At 63.9% G+C, this 22,964-nt stretch carries 18 protein-coding genes; 10 read left to right on the forward strand and 8 right to left on the reverse strand.

Features of this window, described 5'->3' with window-relative positions; genetic code table 11:
• Positions 1–4 precede the first annotated feature (4 nt).
• The 10 genes from RQP53_RS04150 (at position 5) to RQP53_RS04195 (ending at position 15,085) form a co-directional block, all read left to right on the forward strand.
• Positions 5–2,182: a DNA primase gene (locus RQP53_RS04150; protein WP_315648811.1), complete on the forward strand. Its 2,178-nt coding sequence runs from the start codon at positions 5–7 to the stop codon at positions 2,180–2,182.
• Between the two features lie 397 nt (positions 2,183–2,579).
• Complete coding sequence (gene rpoD, locus RQP53_RS04155) at positions 2,580–4,808, forward strand: RNA polymerase sigma factor RpoD (protein WP_315648812.1); 2,229 nt, start codon at positions 2,580–2,582, stop codon at positions 4,806–4,808.
• Between the two features lie 294 nt (positions 4,809–5,102).
• Complete coding sequence (locus RQP53_RS04160) at positions 5,103–6,068, forward strand: adenylate/guanylate cyclase domain-containing protein (protein ID WP_315648814.1); 966 nt, start codon at positions 5,103–5,105, stop codon at positions 6,066–6,068.
• 1 nt (position 6,069) lies between these two features.
• Positions 6,070–7,161 carry a ferrochelatase gene (hemH, locus tag RQP53_RS04165; RefSeq protein WP_315648815.1) on the forward strand — a complete coding sequence of 364 codons (1,092 nt, stop codon included), beginning with the start codon at positions 6,070–6,072 and terminating at the stop codon, positions 7,159–7,161.
• A complete protein-coding gene (locus RQP53_RS04170; RefSeq protein ID WP_315648816.1) occupies positions 7,158–7,577 on the forward strand; it encodes an RNA-binding S4 domain-containing protein in 420 nt (139 codons plus the stop codon). The genes hemH and RQP53_RS04170 overlap by 4 nt, the downstream gene beginning before the upstream one ends.
• Positions 7,578–7,730: 153 nt before the next feature.
• Positions 7,731–8,270, forward strand: a complete 540-nt coding sequence (grpE, locus tag RQP53_RS04175; protein ID WP_315648818.1) for a nucleotide exchange factor GrpE — start codon at positions 7,731–7,733, stop codon at positions 8,268–8,270.
• A 78-nt stretch (positions 8,271–8,348) separates the two neighbouring features.
• Positions 8,349–10,313, forward strand: coding sequence for a molecular chaperone DnaK (gene dnaK, locus RQP53_RS04180; RefSeq protein ID WP_315648819.1), 1,965 nt, complete (start codon positions 8,349–8,351; stop codon positions 10,311–10,313).
• Between the two features lie 122 nt (positions 10,314–10,435).
• Positions 10,436–11,581, forward strand: a complete 1,146-nt coding sequence (dnaJ, locus tag RQP53_RS04185) for a molecular chaperone DnaJ (RefSeq protein ID WP_315648821.1) — start codon at positions 10,436–10,438, stop codon at positions 11,579–11,581.
• 147 nt (positions 11,582–11,728) lie between these two features.
• Complete coding sequence (locus RQP53_RS04190; protein WP_315648822.1) at positions 11,729–13,348, forward strand: response regulator; 1,620 nt, start codon at positions 11,729–11,731, stop codon at positions 13,346–13,348.
• Between the two features lie 99 nt (positions 13,349–13,447).
• Complete coding sequence (locus RQP53_RS04195; protein WP_315648824.1) at positions 13,448–15,085, forward strand: phosphoethanolamine transferase; 1,638 nt, start codon at positions 13,448–13,450, stop codon at positions 15,083–15,085.
• 15 nt (positions 15,086–15,100) lie between these two features.
• On the opposite strand, the gene RQP53_RS04200 is transcribed toward RQP53_RS04195, so the two are convergent.
• The 8 genes from RQP53_RS04200 to RQP53_RS04235 all read right to left on the reverse strand — a co-directional run bounded on the left by RQP53_RS04200 (position 15,101) and on the right by RQP53_RS04235 (position 22,958).
• Positions 15,101–16,261, reverse strand: coding sequence for a PA0069 family radical SAM protein (locus tag RQP53_RS04200; protein ID WP_434064048.1), 1,161 nt, complete (start codon positions 16,259–16,261; stop codon positions 15,101–15,103).
• A 104-nt stretch (positions 16,262–16,365) separates the two neighbouring features.
• Positions 16,366–17,796 carry a replicative DNA helicase gene (gene dnaB, locus RQP53_RS04205; protein WP_315648826.1) on the reverse strand — a complete coding sequence of 477 codons (1,431 nt, stop codon included), beginning with the start codon at positions 17,794–17,796 and terminating at the stop codon, positions 16,366–16,368.
• A 169-nt stretch (positions 17,797–17,965) separates the two neighbouring features.
• The gene (rplI, locus tag RQP53_RS04210; protein ID WP_315648827.1) at positions 17,966–18,421 is read right to left on the reverse strand and encodes a 50S ribosomal protein L9; all 456 of its coding nucleotides are present in this window, start codon (positions 18,419–18,421) and stop codon (positions 17,966–17,968) included.
• A gap of 13 nt (positions 18,422–18,434) precedes the next feature.
• The gene (rpsR, locus tag RQP53_RS04215) at positions 18,435–18,725 is read right to left on the reverse strand and encodes a 30S ribosomal protein S18 (RefSeq protein ID WP_285232880.1); all 291 of its coding nucleotides are present in this window, start codon (positions 18,723–18,725) and stop codon (positions 18,435–18,437) included.
• Positions 18,726–18,736: 11 nt separating this feature from the next.
• Entirely contained in the window at positions 18,737–19,069 is a 333-nt protein-coding gene (priB, locus tag RQP53_RS04220; protein WP_315648830.1) for a primosomal replication protein N, read from the reverse strand.
• Between the two features lie 48 nt (positions 19,070–19,117).
• Positions 19,118–19,480: a 30S ribosomal protein S6 gene (gene rpsF / locus RQP53_RS04225; protein ID WP_315649195.1), complete on the reverse strand. Its 363-nt coding sequence runs from the start codon at positions 19,478–19,480 to the stop codon at positions 19,118–19,120.
• Positions 19,481–19,648: 168 nt separating this feature from the next.
• Entirely contained in the window at positions 19,649–21,751 is a 2,103-nt protein-coding gene (locus RQP53_RS04230; RefSeq protein WP_315648832.1) for a VC_2705 family sodium/solute symporter, read from the reverse strand.
• Positions 21,752–21,836: 85 nt separating this feature from the next.
• Positions 21,837–22,958: a fatty acid desaturase family protein gene (locus RQP53_RS04235; protein WP_315648833.1), complete on the reverse strand. Its 1,122-nt coding sequence runs from the start codon at positions 22,956–22,958 to the stop codon at positions 21,837–21,839.
• Positions 22,959–22,964 lie beyond the last annotated feature (6 nt).

Raw genomic sequence — 22,964 nt, forward strand, 5'->3', positions numbered from 1 at the left:
CGCGGTGATTCCTCCCGGCTTTATCCAAGATCTGCTTGCCCGCGTCGACATCGTCGATGTCGTCGGCCGCCATGTCGAGCTCAAGAAAGCCGGCATCAACCACAAGGGCCTCTGCCCCTTCCACGGCGAAAAAAGCCCCAGCTTCATCGTCAGCCCGACACGCCAGACCTACCACTGCTTTGGCTGTGGTGTGCACGGCAATGCCATCGGCTTCCTGATGGAGCACACCGGGGCCGGCTTTGTCGAAGCGGTCGAAGATCTGGCCCAGCAGATGGGCATGAAGGTGCCCGAAGACGAGCGCAGCCCCGAGGAGCGTGAGCGCGCCCAGGCCCAGAAGGTGCGCCAGGCGACGCTGACCGAGGTACTGGCCCGCGCCGGCGAACACTACAAGAACCAGCTGAAACAGAACCCACGAGCGATCGACTACCTGAAGCGCCGCGGCCTGACCGGGCGTATCGCAGCCCAGTTCGGCCTCGGCTATGCGCCAGAGGGCTGGCGCGCCCTCGCCAGCGCCTTCCCGTCCTACGACGATCCCTTGCTGGTCGAATCAGGCCTGGTGATTGTTTCGGGTGACGACGGTGGGGAACCCAAACGCAGCGGGCCGAGCGCCGGGCCGCCCCAAGCCGGCCCGCATCCCCTCGGGGGATCGAACGGCGTACCCGCTGGTCGAGAGGTCAAAAGGTATGACCGCTTCCGCGATCGCATCATGTTCCCGATCCGTAATGTCCAGGGCGAGGTGATCGGCTTTGGCGGCCGCATCCTGGACAAGGGCGAACCCAAGTACCTGAACTCGCCGGAGACCCCGGTGTTCAGCAAGGGCCGCGAGCTCTATGGCCTGTTCGAGGGCCGACAGGGCCTGCGCCAGCGCGGCTATGCGCTGGTCGTCGAGGGCTATATGGACGTGGTCGCCCTGGCCCAGCACGGCTTCAACAATGCGGTGGCCACGCTGGGCACGGCCTGCACGGCCGAGCATGTGCAAAAGCTGTTCCGTTTCACCGAATCGGTGATCTTCAGCTTTGATGGTGACGCGGCCGGCCGCCGTGCCGCCGGCCGCGCGCTGGAGGCCGCCCTGCCCCACGCGACCGACACGCGCAGCATCAAGTTCCTGTTCCTGCCGCCTGAGCACGATCCCGACTCCTATGTGCGCGACCTCGGCGCCGAGGCCTTCGAGCGCTGCGTTGAAGCGGCCCTGCCCTTGTCGCGGCAGTTGCTGGCGGTTTGCACCGAGGGCTTGGACATGAGCAGCGCCGAGGGCCGGGCCCGCATGCTCGCCAATGCCAAGCCACTCTGGGCAGCGCTGCCGCAAGGCCTGCTGCAGCGCCAGCTGCTGGGTGAATTGGCCAAGCTGGCGCAGCTGCCTGATCAGGAATTGCTGGGTCTCTGGCAAGGCGCCACGACGACACGCGGTGCGCGGCCCGTGCGGGGTGGTGAACGCCGCCAGCAAGGCAGCGCCAGCATGCAGGACTTTGCCGGCGCCAGCGCCGCCGCAGACCCCTTCGACGATTTCGGCCCACCCCCAGAGCATCCGGGCCACGATGCCGATTACGGCGGCCCAGAAGGCTTTGAGCATTTCGAGCCGATGACGGACAGCGGCCCAGCTGCCGCGCGCAGCCCGTATGCGAGCCGCAAGGACAGCCAGGGTCAGAAGTGGCAGGGCAAATCGAGCAGCAGTGCGGGCGGCAAGGGAAGCGGCGATTTCAAGCTCGACTGGAAGGAACGCAAGCGCCGCGAGCTCGACGAAACCATTGGCATGCCGCGCCACCAACCGGCCTCGCCGATGGATCACGCCCTGCGCATGCTGCTGCTGCAAAGCAGTTGGTGGGACCAGCTCAGCGACCAGGATCATCAGCTGCTGCACGAGCTGCCCGGCGAACATGGTGAGATGGTGGCCTGGCTGGAGCGCTTTCTGGTCAATCACGGCGCCAGCGCTTGGTCGGTGCTGCAGGCCGATCTGCAGGAACAGGGGCGCTACGAGCAGGCGCTGCGCGTTTGCGGTGGGCGCCTGGATGAGAGCGCGGCCGACGATCTGGTCGTCGACGACCTGCGCCAGATCCTCAAAAAGCTGTGGATTGCCCGGCTCGAGAAGGAAAGCCAGGCCATCGCCAGCGGTGCCATTCAAGCCGACACGCTGGAGCGGCTCAAGGCGCTGCGCCAGCAGATCATCGAGCTGAAGAGCGCCTGAGCGCAGCGCTGCCGGTCCAGCGCGCCTGCAGCCCCCAACGGGGCCCCGGGGTATTCACCTATTTCACGTCATCTTTGACCTGCCCGTAATATTCGCCGATAATTAAGGGTTTTCGCGCGTCAAGAGTGACGGCAACCACTTCCGGACCCGGCCACCCACTGATCCTGGGCACCCACTGAGGTATCAGGCCACCTTTATCCGCCAAGGGCTGCACTCTCAAACGTTCACGCTAGCCTTGCACGCGCAAAGCCTTGTCAGTTCGAAGCGGTGTTCGCATCGCTTCGTCGGGCAAGGCCCTGTTTTTGCCGCCTGAGTTGATCGCATCAAAAAAATATTTGATGCTGAGCACCCAGGTGGCCGACTGCATTGCGCCCCCCCAACTCGTCCGAGGATCTGCATGACTGCCAAGAAGACCGCGCCCAAGGCTGCCGCCACCAAGGCTGAAGACATGGCTGAAGAAATCAAGAAGCCGGCCGCCAAGGCCAGCAAAGCCAGCAAGGCAGCCGCCGCGCCGTCGGCCAGCGACGACGACGCCAAGCCCAAGCGCGGTCGCAAGCCCAAGGCAGCCACCGAAACCAAGAAGCCCGCCGGCAAGGCCAAGGCTGAGGTCGAGGAAGAAGATTTCTCCGACCTTGAAGCGGAGCTCGAAGGCGAGCCCGAGGCCGAGGCGGAGACCGAGGAGGTCGCCGAAGACAAGCCCAAGGCCAAGCCGCTGCGCATGAAGGTCAGTCGCGCCAAGGAGCGCGCGCTGATGCGTGAGTTCGGTCTGGACGAGACCGCGCTGACCGAGGAAGAAGTCGCCAAGCGCCGTCAGGAGCTGAAGACCCTGATCAAGATGGGCAAGACCCGTGGTTTCCTGACCCATCAGGAAATCAACGACCACCTGCCCGAAAAGCTGATCAACGAGGAAATCCTCGAGGCCATCGTGTCCATGTTGAACGACATGGGCATTGCCGTCTACGAGCAGGCACCTGATGCCGCCACGCTGCTGATCCAGGGCAGCACCTCGCCGACTGCGACCGAGGAAGAAGCCGAGGAAGCCGCAGAGGCTGCCCTGTCCACCGTTGACTCCGAGTTCGGCCGCACGACCGACCCGGTGCGCATGTATATGCGCGAAATGGGCACCGTCGAACTGCTGACCCGCGAAGGCGAAATCGAAATCGCCAAGCGCATCGAAGGCGGCCTGCAGGCGATGATGCTGGCCATCTCGGCCTCGCCGACGACGATTGCCGAAATCCTGTCGATGGCGGCCAAGATCCGCGCCGGCGAGATGCAGATCTCCGAGTCGGTGGACGGTTTCGTCTCTGACGATGAGGCCGACGACTACGTGGCCGAAGAAGACTTCGACGAATTCGACGAGGAAGACGACGACGACGGCAATGGCGGCTCCAAGGCGCTGACCAAGAAGCTCGAAGAGCTGAAGAACGCCGCCCTGGTCAAGTTCGACAATCTGTCGACCAACTTCGACAAGATGCGCAAGGCCTTCGAGAAGGACGGCTACAAGTCGGCCTCCTACAACAAGGCTCAGCAGGCCATCAGCGCCGAGCTGATGACCATCCGCTTCACCGTCAAGACGATTGAACGCCTGTGCGACATCCTGCGCTCGCAGGTCGATGATGTGCGCCGCTACGAGCGCGAGCTGCGCAAGATCGTCGTCGACAAGTGCGGCATGCCACAGGAGCACTTCATCAAGGTGTTCCCGCCCAATGCACTGAACCTGCAATGGGCCGAAAAGGAAATCGCCACGGGCAAGCCCTACGCCGCCGTGCTGAGCCGCAATCTGCCGCCGGTGCAGGAGCTGCAGCAAAAGCTGATCGACATCCAGGCCCGCGCCGTCGTGCCGCTTGATGACCTGAAGGAAATCAACAAGCGGATGAACGAGGGCGAAAAGGCCTCGCGCGATGCCAAGAAGGAAATGATCGAGGCGAACTTGCGTCTCGTGATCTCGATTGCCAAGAAGTACACCAACCGCGGCCTGCAGTTCCTCGATCTGATCCAGGAAGGCAATATTGGCCTGATGAAAGCGGTGGACAAGTTCGAATACCGTCGCGGCTACAAGTTCTCGACCTATGCGACCTGGTGGATCCGTCAGGCCATCACCCGCTCGATCGCCGACCAGGCCCGCACCATCCGCATCCCGGTTCATATGATCGAAACGATCAACAAGATGAACCGCATCTCGCGCCAGCATTTGCAGGAATTCGGCTTCGAGCCGGATGCCCCGACCCTGGCCGAGAAGATGGAGATCCCCGAGGACAAGATCCGCAAGATCATGAAGATCGCCAAAGAGCCGATCTCGATGGAAACGCCGATCGGCGATGATGACGACAGCCACCTGGGCGACTTCATCGAGGACACCAACAACACCGCGCCGATCGAAGCAGCGATGCAAGCCGGCCTGCGCGATGTGGTGAAGGACATCCTCGACTCCCTGACCCCGCGCGAAGCCAAGGTGCTGCGCATGCGCTTCGGCATCGAGATGAGCACCGACCACACGCTGGAAGAAGTCGGCAAGCAGTTCGACGTCACCCGCGAGCGCATCCGCCAGATCGAAGCAAAGGCCATCCGCAAGCTCAAGCACCCCAGTCGTTCGGACAAGCTGCGTACGTACTTGGACAATCTGTAAAGCTTGGACAGGGGCGTGTCCTGCTGTGCTTATGCACCGCAAGATGCCGCACAGCGGCGACGCAGTTTGCGCCGCAGGCACAAGTTGCGGACTTATTTGGACAATCTCTGATTGGGCAAAAAGGCCGCCGAGTGCCTCAAGACGCCTGCGCACCGCCCAAAAGGGCCGGACCCCCGTCCGGCCCTTTTTCATGGCAAGCACCAGCGTCGCGCGCTTCGTATTTGCACGACAACGACTCGTCACCCTGCCCGGCTACACTGAGACTTTCGTCACAGACCGATTGACCCGCCGCCCATGACCCAGATTCGGGAACGCTCCGTCCTCTTTGCCGATTTGCGCGGCAGCACGGCGTTGTTTGAGACCCTGGGCAATGCCGAGGCCACGTCGGTGGTCACCCACACGGTCAGCCTGATCGCCCAGGCCGTTGACGAATGCGGCGGCAAGCTGGTCAAGACCCTCGGCGATGGCCTGATGGCCGTGTTTGACAACGCCGCCGATGGCGTACGCTCCAGCGTGCGCATGCACGAACTGCTGGAGCGCGTGGTCTCACGCGGCAAGCAGCATGGCGCCTCGCAGGGTCTCAGCGCCTTGCGCATGCAGGTGGCGCTGGCGCATGGCGAAATCGTCGAGATGAGTGGCGACTGTTTTGGCGATGCGGTCAACGTCGCCGCCCGGCTGCTCAACCATGCGGGCGACAACGAGACGCTGATCACCAAGGAAGTGCTGCTCGGCCTGGGCTCGGCGATGAAATCGCGCTTTCGCAGCCTGGACCTGATCGCGGTGCGCGGCCGTGCCGAGCCGGTTCATGTGTACGTCCTGGACAAGCCGCAGGTGGGTGACGTGGCGGCCACGCAGTTTGGCGACATCATCCAGGCCGTCGAGCCGGACGGCATCCGGCTGGTCTGGCTGGACCTGGATCGCGTTTTTGACATCGGCAGCATGCCCATCGTGCTGGGTCGCAGCACCCAGGCCACCTACTGCATCACCGATGGGCGCGTTTCCCGCTCGCACGCCCGCATCGACTGGCATGGCGGCAGCTTCTCACTGACCGACCTCAGCTACAACGGCACCTTTGTGCGCTTCGGCAATGACGGCGAAATCGTCAGCCTGCGCCGCGGCTCCTGCACATTGCATGGCAGCGGCTCGATCGGCCTGGGCAGCTCGCCCACCGACCTGAGTGCGCCAACGGTGCGCTTCGAAGTGCTGCACTTTGCCGATACCGAACCGCTTCCCCTGGGCCAATCGCGCTCACGTGGCTGACATGACATTCAAATCCGAAGCTCCCTACCGCCACGGCAGCGCGCCCAAGACGGCACTGCTGTTCTGCAATCTGGGCACGCCCGAGGCCCCTACGGCCGCCGCACTGCGCCGCTATCTGGCGCAGTTCCTCAGCGATCCCCGCGTCGTCGAGATTCCACGGCTGGTCTGGATGCTGATCCTGCACGGCATCATCCTGCGCGTGCGTCCGGCCAAGTCGGCCGCCAAATACGCCAGCGTGTGGATGAAGGAAGGCTCGCCATTGAAGGTCTGGACCGAGCGCCAGACCAAGCTCTTGCAAGGCATGCTGGGCGAGCGCGGCCATCGCCTGGAAGTGCGCCATGCGATGCGCTACGGCAATCCCTCGATCGCCAGCCAGCTGGACGCCTTGCGAGCCGCCGGTGCGACCCGCATCCTCGTCTTTCCGGCCTACCCGCAGTATTCCGGCGCCACCACAGCCAGCGTGGTCGACGACGTCGCCCGTTGGGCCTTGAAGACCCGCCATCTGCCCGAGTTGCGCTTCATCAACCGCTATCACGACGAGTCGGTCTTTATCGCAGCACTTGCTGAAAGCGTGCTCAAGCACTGGAAGCAGCATGGCCGCGGCGAGAAGCTGGTGATGAGCTTTCACGGCTTGCCGGCGCGCACGCTGCAACTCGGCGACCCCTATCACTGCGAGTGCCTGAAGACCGGCCGCATGCTGGCCGAAGCCCTGGGCCTGGGCAAGGATCAATACCTGGTGACCTTCCAAAGCCGCTTCGGCAAAGCCAAGTGGCTGGAACCCTATACCGAACCCACGCTCAAACAGCTGGCGGCCAGTGGTACGCGCCGGGTCGATGTGGTCTGCCCAGGCTTCAGTGCCGACTGCCTGGAGACGCTGGAAGAAATTGCCCAAGAGGCCCAGCAGGCATTTCTCGACGCCGGTGGCAGCGAATTCCGCTACATCCCCTGCCTGAACGACAGCGCCGAAGGCATGCTGGCGCTGTGCAGCATTGCCGAGCGCCATCTGCTGGGATGGCCTACACAAAGCGCGCCCGACGACAGCGCCCTGCGCGCACAGGCCGAGCGCGCGCGGGCGGCGGGAGCCACGGCGTGAGCAAGCCTGCCGATTTGGCCGAACGCGGCCTGCGCCTGGACAAATGGCTGTGGGCGGCACGCTTCTACAAGACACGCTCCATCGCCGCCGAAGAAATCGGCAAGGGCCGAGTCAGCGTCAATGGCCAGCCGGCCAAGGCCTCGCGCGAGTTGAAACTTGGCGACTGCCTGCGTTTCCGTCAGGGCGTGATTGAGCGGGAAGTGATCGTGCGCGGGCTCAGCCATGTGCGCGGCCCTGCGCCCCAAGCCCAGGCACTTTACGAAGAAACGGCGGACAGCATCGCCGCCCGCGAACGCGCCGCCGAGGCCCGCCGCCTGGCACCCGAGCCGGCTCAAAGCATCACCCAGGGCCGCCCGACCAAGCAGGACAGGCGCCGCCTCAGCGACTGGGACCGCTGGAGCGCCCAGCTGGATTGAATCGCGCACCGGCCTGCGGGTTTTTCCCGCATTGGATGCGAAAATCCCCCTCTTGAACGTCCGGGCTCTGGCCCCATATGGACGCGGTTACCCGAAAAGCCTGTAGCAACTCGGGGGCCAGCACTTGCAAAGCACATGACGACCGAGAACAACATGTCCCAGGAATCCCAGGCCGCTGCTGCCGCCGACACCCACGCCGCCAGCAGCGCCAGCGCGGCCACCGATGCCCCGGCGAGCACGCCGGAAGCCAAGCTGGCTGAGCTGGAAGCACGACTGGCCGAAATGTCTGACGCCTATCTGCGCGCCAAGGCCGAGGTCGAAAACATCCGCCGCCGCAGCGAAGAGGAAATGTCCAAGGCGCGCAAGTTTGCCGTCGAAGGCTTTGCCGAGGCGATGCTGCCGGTGATGGACAGCATGGAGGCCGCCATCGCCCGCCCCGACGCCAAGGTCGAACAGGTGCTCGAAGGCGTGCACGCCACGCGTCGCCAACTGGCCGCCGCGCTGGAGCGCAACAAGGTGAACGAGATCAACCCGCCGGCCGGCGCCAAGTTCGATCCGCACCAGCACCAGGCGATCTCGATGGTGCCCGCCGAGCAGGAGGCCAACACCGTCGTGGCCGTGCTGCAAAAGGGCTACTCGATTGCCGAGCGCGTGCTGCGCCCGGCGCTGATCACGGTGGCCGCACCAAAGTAATTCACAGTCCGCCGTCCCTTGAAATACGGCGACTTATCCACAATTCAGAAGCATTCCAGCGAATTCAGGAGCAAGAACATGGGAAAGATCATCGGCATTGACTTGGGCACCACGAACTCGTGCGTGGCCGTCATGGAAGGCAACACGACGCGTGTGATCGAGAACGCTGAAGGCGCTCGCACCACCCCGTCCATCATTGCCTACCAAGAAGATGGCGAAATCCTGGTCGGCGCCTCGGCCAAGCGCCAGTCGGTTACCAACCCGAAGAACACGCTGTACGCGGTGAAGCGCCTGATCGGCCGCAAGTTCTCGGAAAAGGAAGTGCAGAAGGACATCGACCTGATGCCTTACACCATCGCCGCCGCCGACAACGGCGACGCCTGGGTGGAAGTGCGCGGCAAGAAGTTCGCACCGCCGCAAGTCTCGGCAGAAGTGCTGCGCAAGATGAAGAAGACGGCCGAAGACTACCTCGGCGAAGAAGTCACCGAAGCCGTGATCACGGTGCCGGCCTACTTCAACGACGCCCAGCGTCAGGCCACCAAGGACGCCGGCCGCATCGCCGGTCTGGACGTCAAGCGCATCATCAACGAGCCCACCGCCGCGGCCCTGGCCTTCGGTCTGGACAAGCATGGCAAGGGTGACCGCAAGATCGCCGTCTATGACCTGGGTGGCGGCACCTTCGACGTCTCCATCATCGAAATTGCCGATGTTGATGGCGAGATGCAGTTCGAAGTGCTGTCGACCAACGGCGACACCTTCCTGGGCGGTGAAGACTTCGACCAGCGCATCATTGACTACATCATTGCCGAGTTCAAGAAAGAACAAGGCGTTGACCTGACCAAGGATGTGCTGGCCCTGCAGCGCCTGAAGGAGGCCGCTGAAAAGGCCAAGATCGAGCTGTCGAACTCCTCGCAGACCGACGTCAATCTGCCCTATATCACCGCCGATGCCTCGGGTCCGAAGCATCTGAACATCAAGCTGACCCGCGCCAAGCTGGAGTCGCTGGTGGAAGAGCTGATCGAGCGCACCATCGCGCCCTGCCGCACCGCGATCAAGGATGCGGGCGTGGCCGTCAGCGCGATCGACGACGTCATCCTGGTTGGCGGCATGACCCGCATGCCCAAGGTGCAGGAGAAGGTCAAGGAGTTCTTCGGCAAGGAGCCGCGCAAGGACGTCAACCCCGATGAGGCCGTGGCCGTCGGCGCCGCCATTCAAGGCCAGGTGCTGGGTGGCGACCGCAAGGACGTGCTGCTGCTGGACGTCACCCCGCTGTCGCTGGGCATTGAAACCCTGGGCGGCGTGATGACCAAGATGATCAAGAAGAACACGACTATCCCGACCAAGTTCAGCCAGACCTTCTCGACCGCCGAAGACAACCAGCCTGCCGTGACCATCAAGGTCTACCAGGGCGAACGTGAGCTGGCCTCGGGCAACAAGAGCCTGGGCGAATTCAATCTGGAAGGCATCCCGCCGGCACCGCGTGGCACGCCGCAGATCGAAGTGTCCTTCGACATCGATGCCAACGGCATCCTGCACGTTGGCGCCAAGGACAAGGGCACCGGCAAGGAAAACAAGATCACCATCAAGGCGAACTCCGGCCTGTCTGAAGCCGAGATCGAGAAGATGGTCAAGGACGCCGAAGCCAATGCGGCCGAGGACAAGAAGAAGGTCGAACTGGTGCAGGCCAAGAACCAGGCCGACGGCCTGGTGCACAGCGTGCGCAAGTCGCTGACCGAGCATGGCGACAAGCTCGACGCCGGCGAGAAGGACAAGATCGAAGCCGCCATCAAGGAGCTGGAAGAAGCCATCAAGGGCGACGACCAGGCCGCGATCGAGGCCAAGAACGAAGCGCTGATGGCTGCCAGCCAGAAGCTCGGTGAAAAGGTCTACGCCGAAGCCCAGGGCGCGCAAGCCGCTGCCGGCGCTGCCCAGGCAGAAGCCGCTCAAGGCCATGGCCACGAGCACGCCGCGGGCGCCTCGGCCAAGCCGGCCGACGACAACGTCGTCGACGCCGAGTTCAAGGAAGTCAAGGACAGCAAGTAAAGCCTTGCTGAGAGGGCGGCAGGCTGCAAGGCCGCTGCCCTTTTACGCCGCCGCGCGGGAGCCCGAGGTTCACACCGAGTTGCTCAGCGCGGCGCAATTGTTTCAAACGCCGGGACCCTGCGATGGCAAAGCGTGACTATTACGAAATCCTTGGTGTCGCCAAGAACGCCAGCGAAGACGACATCAAGAAGGCCTACCGCAAGCTGGCCATGAAATTCCACCCTGACCGCAATCAGGGGGATGGCGCCAAGGAGGCCGAAGAGAAGTTCAAGGAGGCCAAGGAGGCCTACGAGATGCTCAGCGACGCGCAAAAACGCGCCGCCTACGATCAGTTCGGCCATGCCGGCGTCGACCCGAATATGGGTGGCCGTGGCGGCCCGGGTGCCGAGGGCTTTGGTGGTTTCGCCGAGGCCTTTGGCGACATCTTCGGCGACATCTTTGGCGGTGGCGGCGGTGGCCGGCGCGGCGGTGGCGGCCAGCAGGTCTACCGCGGCAGCGATCTGTCCTACGCGATGGAAATCACGCTGGAAGAAGCGGCCCGCGGCAAGGAATCGCAGATCCGCATCCCGTCCTGGGAAAGCTGCGAAACCTGCCACGGCAGCGGCGCCAAGCCCGGCACCAGCGCCAAGACCTGCGGCTCCTGCGGCGGCTCGGGCACAGTCCATATGCGCCAGGGCTTCTTCTCGATCCAGCAGACCTGCCCGCACTGCCATGGCAGCGGCAAGATCATCCCCGACCCCTGCACCGCCTGCAGTGGCCAGGGCAAGATCAAAAAGAGCAAGACGCTGGAAGTCAAGATTCCCGCCGGCATCAACGAAGGCATGCGCATCCGCTCGGCTGGCAACGGCGAACCCGGTGTGAATGGCGGCCCGGCGGGCGATCTCTACATCGAGATCCGCATCAAGCAGCACGAGATCTTCGAGCGCGATGGCGACGATCTGCACTGCACGATGCCGGTCGGCATGACGACGGCCGCCTTGGGCGGCACCATCGAAGTCCCGACACTGGGCGGCAAGGCCGAGATCGAACTGCCCGAAGGCACGCAGCACGGCAAGACCTTCCGCCTGCGCGGCAAGGGCATCAAGGGTGTCCGTTCCAGCTACCCCGGCGACCTCTACTGCCACATCAGCGTGGAGACGCCGGTCAAGCTGACCGAGCATCAGCGCAAGCTGCTCAAGGAGTTGGACAAATCCTTCAAGGACGGTGGCGAACGCCACTCGCCAAATGCGAAGAGTTGGACAGATCGCGTGAAAGATTTGTTTAAATAAGCACTTGCGTTCGCTTATCAAAGCGTACGCTCAAGTTCTGGGTGAACGCGCCGATAGGCAGGATGTGAGAGCTAAACGTCAGAGCATCAAGGCCAGCTCGCTGTCTGCGACAGCGGCTTGGCCTTTGTCTTGCGCCAGGAGTCCGGCATGCACATGCTAGACGCCCATATCCAGGACGCCAGCGCCCTGGTCATCGACAGCAACGCGACCTCACGCAGCCTGATGGCGGCGCAGCTGCGCGAGCTGGGCGTCGGCACGGTGCGCCAGGCCACCCGTGTGAAGGATGCGCGCATCATCCTCGAGCACAAAGCCTATGACATCGTCCTGTGCGACTATCACTTCGATGGTTCGGAGATGTCCGGCCAGGACCTGCTGGACGAGCTGCGCCGCGAGCAGCTGATGCCCTACTCGACCGTGTTCATCATGGTCACCGGCGAGGCCACCTATGCCAAGGTGGCGGAGGCCGCCGAGGCGGCGCTGGACGCCTACCTGATCAAGCCCTACACCAGTGCCTCGCTGGCCGAGCGCCTGGCCAGTGCACGCCACCGCAAGCGCGTGCTCAAGGACATCTTCGAAGCCATCGAGGCGCAAAACTTCGAGCTGGCCGCCGGCCATTGCATGAAGCGTTTCGAAGCGCGCGGGCAGTTCTGGCTGTATGCGGCGCGGATCGGCGCCGAGCTCCTGCTGCGGCTGAACCGCTTTGACGATGCCAAGGCGCTCTACGATGCGATCATCGAGGCCCGCACCGTGCCCTGGGCTCGCCTGGGTGTGGCTCGCACCCAGCTGGCCTCGGGCAATGTCGTCGCCGCCAAGCGCACGCTGGAATCGCTGATCGGAGACACGCCCGATCACGCCGATTCCTATGACGTGATGGGCCGGGTACAGATGGAACAGGGCGAGATCGGCGAGGCGCTGAAGACCTACCGCATCGCCACCAACCTGACGCCGGGCTGCCTGCTGCGCCAGCAACGCGCAGGCACGCTGGCCTTTTATGTTGGCGAGCGCGATGAGGCGCTCAAACAGCTGGAGCGCACCGTCATCAACGGCCTGCGCTCCAAGCTGTTCGATATGTTCACGCTGGTGCTGATCGCGCTGTGCCGCTTCGACATCAAAGACGGCAAGGGCCTGAAGGCCACCCACGAGACCTTGCTGCGCGAGCTGGAAAAAGCGCCGAAGTCGACCCGCCTGCAGCGCTTCAGCACGGTGATGCAGGGCTTGCGCCTGCTCTACGAGCGTCGTGTTGCCGATGCCCTGCAACTGGTACGCAGCTTTGGCCATGAGCTCGAGCAGGAGAACTTCGACCTTGAGGCCGCCAGCCTCTTGGTCGCCCTCTGGGTGCGCTTGAGCGGCCAGGAGATTCAGCTTGAAGAGATGAACGGCGTGCTGACCCGCATCGGACTGCGCTACTGCACCTCCAAGTCCAGCACCGAGGTGTTGATTGCGATGGCCGAGAGCAATGAAGTGGCCAGCGCCGAGCTGCGCAACTGCCATGCGCGCATCTTCGAGATTGCCGAAACGGCGATGCGCCACGCGATGCGCGGCAGCGCCCGGGTGGGCGTCGAGCTGCTGATCCAGCAAGGTGGCCATACCCGCAATGCCAAGCTGATCGATATGGCCGGCGCCGTGCTCAAGCGGCACAGCGAAAAGATCGACGACGCCGAGCAACTCAACGAGCAGATCGACGAGCTGCAAAAGCGCTACGTGCTGCCGCAAAACGGCGCGGCACTACGTCGCCGCTCGGCGGGCGGTCTGGCACTGCGCGCCTGAGCGTCGCGACACACAGGGACCATCGGCTCTGCGTCACAATTCGGGCCTTCTCGGCTCAGATGGCAAGGCATGACGCGCTTCGGCAAGCTCCACTCCCTGATGCGCACCCCGCTGGTGTTAGCCTGGTTGACGGCACTGTGGATCGGCACTTTGGCCAACTGGCCGCTGTGGCAGCAACTGCTACAACTGCCCGAGCTCGACAACAGCGCCGGCCGTCTGTTCGTGCTGGCCTTCATGGGCATCGTGACGGCACTGCACGGCGCCGTCTTCAGCCTCGTGGCCTGGCCATGGTTGCTGCGCCCGCTGATGGTGTTCAGCCTCTTCAGTGCCGCCGCGCTGGCGCATTTCATGGGCAGCTATGGCATCGTGGTCGACCCCAGCATGGTGGTCAACATCGTGCAGACCGATGTGCGCGAGGCCCGCGATCTGCTCAGCCTGCGCCTGCTGGTCAGCCTGCTCATCCTGGGCCTGCTGCCGGCGCTGTGGCTGTACCGCTCACCTGTCCGGCGGCTGGGCGGCTGGCGGCAGCTGGCGCTCAATGCAGCAGGCGCCGTGCTGGGCCTGGGCGTGGTGCTGGCGCTGGGCATGGCCAGCTTTGCCACACTGGCGCCGACGATGCGCGACCACAAGGAGCTGCGCTACATGATCAGCCCGCTGAACGCGTACTGGTCATTGGGCGTGGTGGCCTACGAATCGCAGGCCCAACCCGATGGTCCGCCCGCCGTGGTCGGTGCCGATGCCCGGCTCTTGCCGCGCAGCGCCGATGCCAAGCCGCCGCTGCTGTTGCTGGTCGTCGGCGAGACCGCCCGCGCCGCCAATTTCTCGCTCAATGGCTATGCAAGGCCGACCAATCCGCGGTTGCAGCAAGAGACCGATCTGCTCAGCTTCCGCCAGGTCAGCTCCTGCGGCACCAGCACGGCCGCTTCGCTGCCTTGCATGTTTTCGCACCTGGGCCGCAATGCCTTTCTCGACTTGAAGGGCAGCCAGGAGAACCTGCTCGATGTCTTGCAGCGCGCCGGGCTGGCCGTGCTCTGGTTGGACAACCAATCCGGCTGCAAGGGCTTGTGTGATCGTGTACCCAATGCGCAGGCCAACCAGCCGGCGCCCGCCGCGGCAGCATTGCCCGCCGGCCTGTGCGATGCCGAGGAATGCCTGGACGAAGCGTTGCTGCACGGCCTGGACCAGCGGCTGGCGGCACTGCCCGCCGAGCGACGCGCCCGCGGCACGGTGCTGGTGATGCACCAAATGGGCAGCCACGGCCCGGCCTACTACAAGCGCTCGCCGAGCGGCGCCAAGCCCTTCCAGCCCGAATGCCGCACCAATGCACTGCAGCAATGCCCGCGCGAGCAGGTGCTCAATGCCTACGACAACACGATCGCCTACACCGATCGCATCCTGGCGGGTGCGATCGACTGGCTGAAACAGCAGTCGGGCCAGCACCAGGTGGCCATGCTCTATGTGTCAGATCATGGCGAATCCCTGGGTGAGAACAATCTCTTCCTGCATGGCATGCCCTATGCCGTGGCGCCGCGCGAGCAGACCCATGTGCCGCTGCTGCTCTGGCTGCCGCCGGCCACAAGCGCGGCGCTGAGGCTCCAAGCCGGCTGCCTCGCCCAGCGCATCGACCAGCCCTTCAGCCATGATCAGCTGTTTCACACGGTGCTGGGCTTGAGCGGCGTTGCCACTTCGCTGTATCGCCCCGACTGGGATCTGCTGAGCCCCTGCAAGGCTCATTGAGGCAAGCAGCGCCGCTCAGAACAGATTGGCCTGCTCGCCCTGACGCTGTTCGCCCAGACGACGAAACTGGCTCAGATCCAGCGGCAGGCGCTGGCCGTCCAGACCCAGTCGAGCGCAGGCCTTGCGCTTGCGCTGCTGCAGCAACTGCGCCCAGATGCCCTCGCCCTGCATGCGGCTGCCGAAGCGAGGATCGTTGTCACGCCCACCCCGCATCTCATGCAAGCGGGCCATCACCCGCTCGGCCCGCTCCGGATAGTGCTGCTGCAGCCAGGCCTTGAACAGCGGCGCCACCTCCCAAGGCAGGCGCAGCGGGATGCTGAATGCGGCGCGCGCACCGGCCTCGGCGGCCGCCTCCAGCACCTGCTCCAGCTCGGGCTCGTTGATGAAAGGGATCAAGGGCGACACGCTGACGCCGACCGGCACGCCAGCCTCTGCCAGGCGGCGCATGGCTTGCAGGCGCCGCTGCGGAGAGGCCGCCCTGGGCTCCAGAATGCGCGCCAGCACAGGGTCCAGCGTCGTGATCGACACATAGACGCCGACCAGCCCCTGCGCCGCCAGTGGCGCCAGCAGATCCAGGTCACGTTCGACGCCGGCCGATTTGGTGATCAAGGAAAAGGGATGCTTGAACTCGGCCAGCACCTCGATCAGCGCTCGGGTGATGCCCAGCTTGCGCTCAATGGGCTGATAGGCATCGGTGGCCGTCCCCAGGCAGAGCAGCTTGGGCTGATAGGCCGGGCTCATGAAGCCGGCACGCAGCCGCTCGGCCGCGTTGACCTTGGCGATGATGCGGGTCTCGAAGTCCAGGCCTGGCGACAGGTTCAGATAGCTGTGCGTCGGCCGGGCAAAGCAGTAGATACAGCCATGCTCGCAGCCTCGGTAGGGATTGATCGACAGCTCGAAACTGATGTCAGGTGACTGGTTGCTGGAGAGTATGCGTTGGGCTCGCTCCTCGATGATCTGCGTTTGCGGCGCCAGCCGCTCCTCGACAGCGCGCTGTTCCAACGTGCCCCAGCCATCATCGAAGGCCTCGCGCTGATCCCGCTCAAAACGATGGGCCAGCCTTTGTCCGGTGCCGCGCCCCTTGAACTGCGGGATGGGCAGTGCGATCGGCACGCTCGCCGTGTCTGTCGATGGCGAATCGCTGTTCGGCGAATTGAGGTCTAGGCGTTCACGCATACTGTATTTTCATACAGTCTTTGGCGTGCCGCCAGCAAAACGAAAAAGGCCCTGCATCACAGGACCCTCGGGACGAAACGTCAGGTGCCGGACGCCGGCTTCACTCAGTATTCGCTACCACCGCTATAACCGGGCGCCAGGTTTTCGAACTTGGTGTGCATGCGCTGGAAGGCCAGCTTCACCGTGCCGACCGGGCCGTTACGCTGCTTGGCGATGATGATCTCGGCCACACCGGGTTCCTTGCACTCTTCCTTGGTGTAGTACTCATCGCGGTAGATGAACATGATGATGTCGGCATCCTGCTCAATGGCGCCCGATTCGCGCAAGTCAGACATCATCGGGCGCTTGTCCGGCCGGGTTTCAACCGAGCGATTCAGCTGCGACAGCGCAATCACCGGGCACTTGAGCTCCTTGGCCAAGGCCTTCAAACCCCGCGAAATTTCACCAATGACGGTGGCACGGTTTTCCTCGTTGCCACCATTGCCGCTCATCAGCTGCAGGTAGTCGATGATGATCAGGCCGAGCTGGCCGCTGATCCGCGCCTGCCGGCGCGCCCGCGCTCGAACCTCGCTGGGCGACAGGCCTGGGCTCTCGTCGATATAGATGCTGGCCTTGCCGAGCTTGTCCACCGCTTCGGAGAGCCGGCTCCATTCGTCATCGGTCAGGCGGCCGGTACGCAGATGGCCCTGGTCAATGCGGCCGATGGAGCCCACCATACGCAGCGCCAGCTGTGCCGCGCCCATTTCCATCGAGTAGATGACGACCGGCAGGCCTTCATCGATGGCGACGTTTTCGCCGATATTGATCGCGAACGCCGTCTTGCCCATCGAGGGACGTGCGGCCAGCACGATCAGATCGCCGGGTTGCAGGCCGGCCGTCATCCGGTCCAGATCGAAGAAGCCGGTGCGCACGCCCGTCACATCCTCGGCGCCGTTCTCGGCCAGCTCATTGACGCGATCGATCAGTTGCACGACCAGGTTGTCCATGCTCTGGAAACCCTGACGGCTGCGCGAACCTTCTTCGCCGATGCGGAAGATCTTGCCTTCGGCCTCGTCAAGAATCTGCGTCACCGCCCTGCCCTGCGGTGCCAGGGCCGCGGTCGCGATCTCATCGCTGGCGCTGACCAGCTTGCGCAGGATGGCGCGCTCGCGAACGATTTCGGCATAACGGCGCAGATTGGCGGCGCTGGGCACGCTCTGCGCCAAAGCGTTCAGATAGGCCAGGCCACCGCATTCATCGGCCTTGCCCAGCGAAGTCAGCTCTTCAAAGACCGTCACCACGTCGGCCGGTTTGCCGGCATTGATCAGCTTGCCCACCGAGGCAAAGATCTGCTTGTGCTCGTAGCGGTAAAAGTCGGTGTCGGTCAGCAGGTCGCCGGCGCGGTCCCAGGCGCTGTTGTCGATCAACAGGCCGCCGAGCACACTCTGCTCGGCCTCAATCGAATGCGGCGGCACGCGCAGCCGCGCCACTTCGTCGTCGCGTTTCTCGGTGCCCGGCGAGCCAGGCATGGGGGTGGAGCTGAAGATCGCGGACATGGTCTTGACTATACGGCCGAGGGCCGCTCATCCCCTGTGGACAAGCTTGTGGAAATCCTGGGGGCCGGGCTGTATAAGCCGCGGCCCAGAATGCAAAAAGCCGACGGCTGCGGGAGTCGTCGGCTTTTCTTGTGCCAGCCCCACGAGGAGGCGGCAGCGGGGGCAACGCTTATTCGGCGTCAGCCACCACCTGGACGCTGATCTCAACGACCACGTCGGTGTGTGCAGCAATGTGCACCGGGAACTCGCCAACGGCCTTCAGCGGACCCAGCGGCAGACGCACTTGCGACTTGGCCACGGTCGTGAAGCCCAGCTTATTCAGGGCGTCAGCGATGTCAGCGTTGGTGACGGAACCGAACAGGCGGCCGTCAACGCCAGCCTTCTGGCTGATGCGCACGGTCTTGCCGGTCAGGCTTTCGCCCAGGGCTTGAGCGGTGGCCAGCTTTTCAGCGGCGATCTTTTCCAGTTCGGCGCGCTTGGCTTCGAATTCCTTGATCGCGGCCGCGGTGGCACGACGTGCCTGGCGGGTCGGGATCAGGAAGTTGCGTGCGTAGCCGTCCTTGACCTTGACGACGTCGCCCAGGTTGCCGAGGTTCGCGACCTTTTCAAGCAGGATGATTTGCATGTTGGCTTACTCCTCAGACCTTGTGCTGGTCGCTGTAGGGCAGCATGGCCAGGAAACGAGCGCGCTTGATGGCGACCGTCAGCTGACGCTGGAAGAAGGCGCGCGTGCCGGTCAGGCGAGCGGGCGTGATCTTGCCGTTTTCGCTGATGAAATCGCGCAGCGTGTCGATGTCCTTGTAGTCGATCTGCTCGACACCGGTGACGGTGAAGCGGCAGAAACGCTTGCGGCGGAACAGCAGCGACTGTTGATTGCGCTTGGGCTTGCGGTCCTTGGAGAACCGACCTTTACCACGTGCTGGGGGCATGTTGTGACCTCTTAACTTTTCAATCCGGATGGAAACTCTTGCGCCGTGCTTTGCTTGGCAACCGCATTCAGTTCGGTGATGTGGAACACAGTTCCTCTGCCGTTGCGCTGGGCTGCCAGGAAGCCGCCGTAGCAGCTTTCGTGACCGACACCCAGTGCCTGAATCCGTTTGGCCAACTCACCAATCGCCACCGCCTTCATTTCCAGCAGCACCTTGCGGGGGCTGCCGGCTTCCAGAACCTGGGACTCGTGCTTCAAGCCGATGTCCAGGGCCGGCAATCCGGCGGGCGTGTATCTGAGTAGGCCCAGTTGCTCTATCCTGGCCTGCAGCAGCAGTTGGTTCACAAGTGCCGGGCAGAAACAGAACAGATCGCTCGCATCAGCGAAGCGACATTAGGCAGAAGCTTCTTGAGGGGCCTTGCGGGCTTCCTCGCGTTCCACAGCCTTCATCATCACTGACGGGGTGGTCTCGGCCTTGGCCTTGACAACGGTCATGTGACGCAGGACGGCGTCATTGAAGCGGAAACCGGTTTCCAGCTCAGCCAGGACTTCCTTGCTGCACTCGATGTTCAGGCACAGGTAGTGCGCCTTGGCCAGCTTCTGGATCAGGTAAGCCAGTTGACGGCGGCCCCAATCTTCAACACGGTGAACCACACCACCACCAGTGGTGATCAGGCCCTTGTAACGCTCCAGCATGGCCGGAACCTGTTCGCTTTGATCCGGATGGATCAGCAGAACGATCTCATAGTGACGCATAAACACTCCTTGTGGATTCCAAGCCTTGTTTGCCCGGGAAATTCCAAACCAACGCGGCTTGTGGAAGCCGAACCCAAGCGTCATACCTGTGGGCCCGGCAAGGGAAAGCCAATGATTATAGCGCGCTGATGAGATTTCGCAAAACCGTCATTCGGTCCGGCAGCGAGATCAGCCTGGCTGAGGCGGCGAACGCAGCTCAGCCAGCAGTTCGCGCACGGCCTGCGCGGGCGCCGGCGTCAGCAGGCTGACCAGCACGATGAGCAGCACACTGAAGGGCAAACCAAAGACCGCCGCCGAGATGGGCTGTATGCCCCACCACAGCGTGGCCGGCCCCGGCACGCCAAAGAGCAGGCGCAGGCCGTCGTGAGCCTGCACCATATAGAACAGCGTCAAGGCAAAGCCGCCCAGCATGCCAGCGATGGCGCCCCAGCGATTGGCCCGCTGCCAGAACACGCCGAGCACCAGGCTGGGCACAAAGGTCGCCCCCGCCAGCGAGAACGCGGCCGACACCAGGAAGAGGATGTCGGCCGGCTTTTGCGCCGCGAAGGCGGCGGCGCTGAGCGCCGTGGCCAGCAGTAGCGCCTTGGACAGCGTCACCCGGCGCGTGGCGCTGGCTCGCGGGTTGAGCACCTTGTAGTAGATGTCGTGCGACAGCGCGCTGGAGATCGTCAACAACAGACCATCGGCGGTCGACAGCGCGGCAGCCAGCCCGCCGGCCGCGACCATGCCAGCAACCACGTATGGCAGGCCCGCCAACTCCGGCGTCAGCAGCATGACGATATCGCCGCCCATTTGCAGCTCACCGAGTTGCAGAACGCCGTCGCCATTGACATCGTTGATCGACAACAGGCCCGGGTCGACCTTCATCCACTGCCCGATCCAGCTAGGCAACTCGGCAATCGGCGTGCCCACCAGGCTGTTGAACACCTCGTACTTGACCATCACGGCCAATGCAGGCGCGGTGAAGTACAGCAGGCCAATGAACAGCAGCGACCAGGCGACCGAGCGGCGCGCCTCACCCACCGATGGTGTCGTGTAGTAGCGGGTCAGGATGTGCGGCAACCCGGCCGTGCCCACCATCAGGCAGAACACCAGCGCAAGGAAGTTGCGCCGCGACAGATCAAAGCTCTCGCGCTCGGCGGCGCTGCCTTCGGGATCGCCACTGAAGGGCAGCGCGTGCGGCGGCATGCCGGCCAGCGGCTTGGCGCGCTGCTCATCAGCCGCACGACCACGCTGCCATTGCTCGCTGGCCTCGGCTTCGGTCTTGGGCAGCGCGGCGCGGCGCTTCTCGGCCGCCTGAATCTCGGCCAGCGAGGCGCCCTGCTGCTTCAGCGCCGCGACCCGGCGTGAGGCCTCGGTGCGTTCGCGCGCCAGCGTGCCGGCAACGTCTTCAAGCTTGCCGGACAAAAGCTTGGCATGCTCGGCGTAATAGCGACGCACCGACAACTCGGCCGGATCCTGGATCAGCTCGCGCTCGCGCTCACTGAGTTTTTGCAGCTGGTAGCCATAGACTGCCTGCGGCACCGGCACACCGGTCTGCTTGATCGACAGCCAGACCACCGGCACCAGATAAGCGGCGATCAGGATGATGTACTGGGCCACCTGTGTCCAGGTCACCGCTCGCATGCCGCCCAGAAACGAGCAGACCAGCACACCGCCCAGGCCGACAAAAACCCCAAGCTCAAAACTCAGCCCGGTCAGGCGCGCCGTGATGAGGCCGATCCCGTAAATCTGCGCCACCACATACACAAACGAGATCAGCACCGCCGCGCTGGCGCCGATCAGACGCACGGCCTCGCCACCATAGCGGGCGCCGAGAAAGTCCGGCACGGTGAACTGGGCAAAGCGCCGCATGAAGGGCGCAATCAGGATGGCCACCAGGCAGAAGCCGCCGGTCCACCCCATCACAAAGGCCAGGCCGCCATAACCGCTCAGGTAGAGCGTGCCGGCCATGCCGATGAAGGAGGCCGCGCTCATCCAATCGGCGCCTGCCGCAAGACCGTTGTAGAAGGCCGGAACGCGGCGACCCGCGACGTAGTACTCGTCGATATCGGTGGTACGGCCGATGATGCCGATACCGGCGTAGACGATCACCGTCGCCGCCAGAAAGCTGAAGCCTATCCAACTCTTGGGCAGGCCGATGCGCTCCAGCAGGGCCAGCACCAGCACGAAGGCCGCAAAGCCCAGCGTGTACCAGAGGTAGATACGGTTGAGGCGCGAACCCAGGCCCTGGGATGCGCCTGGCTCTGTATGGGCGGTTGGGGGTGGCACGCGCGACAGCCTAGGAACGGTGAGCGGCCATCATGCGATCAGCCGCGCCACTGCGCCATAGCGGGAACCCCGGGGCAGCAAACGCTCAGGAATTGGCGCCGGCCAAGCGGCTGGCACGCGGCCGGCTCGGCAAGGCATGGCGCAGGATGCGCCAGATCACCTGTGAGAACTGCATGGGCAGCGAACCGGTGTTGTAGTGCACGCCGTAACGCTTGCAGATCGCCCGAACCTCGGGCGCCATCTCGACGTAGCGATTGGCCGGCACATCGGGGAACAGATGGTGCTCGATCTGATGGCTCAGATTGCCCGACAAGGTGTTGAGCAGAAAGCCGCCGGACAGGTTCGACGAGCCGCGGATCTGCCGCCAGTACCAATGTGCGCGTGTCTCGTTCTTCAGCACGCCCTTGGGAAAGGTCTCGACGTCAGTGGTGAAGTGGCCGCAAAAGATGATGGTGTAGGTCCACAGATTGCGCAGACCGTTGGCGACCATATTGCCGCTGGCCACGAACAGAAAGCCTGGCCCCGCCAGCAGCGGGAAGACAAGATAGTCCTTGATCAACTGGCGCCCGATCTTCTTCAGCACCGGCACGCCGGCACGACGCAGCTCGGCGCGTGCCTGCTGCTTGCGCGCACCGAACAGGCGGCCCAGGCGCAGGTCCTGGATGGCCACACCCCATTGAAACAGCAGTGCAAAGACAATGGCATACAGCGGCTGCAAGAGCGCCGCCGGCGTCCAGCGTTGCTCGGGGAAGAGACGCAGCACGCCATAGCCGATGTCGTCATCCAGGCCGTGGATATTGGTGTAGGTGTGGTGGCGGAAGTTGTGGGTCTTGCGCCAGTTGTCGCTGGTGCCGACGATGTCCCACTCGAACTGCTTGCCCTTGAAGTGCGGATCGCCCATCCAGTCAAACTGGCCATGGATGACGTTATGGCCGAGCTCCATATTGTCCAGAATCTTGGACAGGCCCAGTGTCAAGGCGCCGAGCACCCAGCAGGCGATCAACCAGGGCTGCGGCAGGAAGGCCCCGACCATCAGCAGTGCCCGACCGGCGAATTCGGTCCAACGCACGGCCTTGAAGATAGTGCGGATGTAGCGGGCGTCGCGCTCGCCGAGGTCGGCCACCGTCTTGGCGCGCAGCGCCTCGATCTCGGCGCCAAACTGCTCCAGTTCCTCGTTGCTGAGCTTGCGGGTCAGAGATTTATTCATGCTCGG

This window comes from Roseateles aquae (genome assembly GCF_032337115.1).
Lineage (GTDB): Bacteria > Pseudomonadota > Gammaproteobacteria > Burkholderiales > Burkholderiaceae_C > Roseateles_C > Roseateles_C aquae.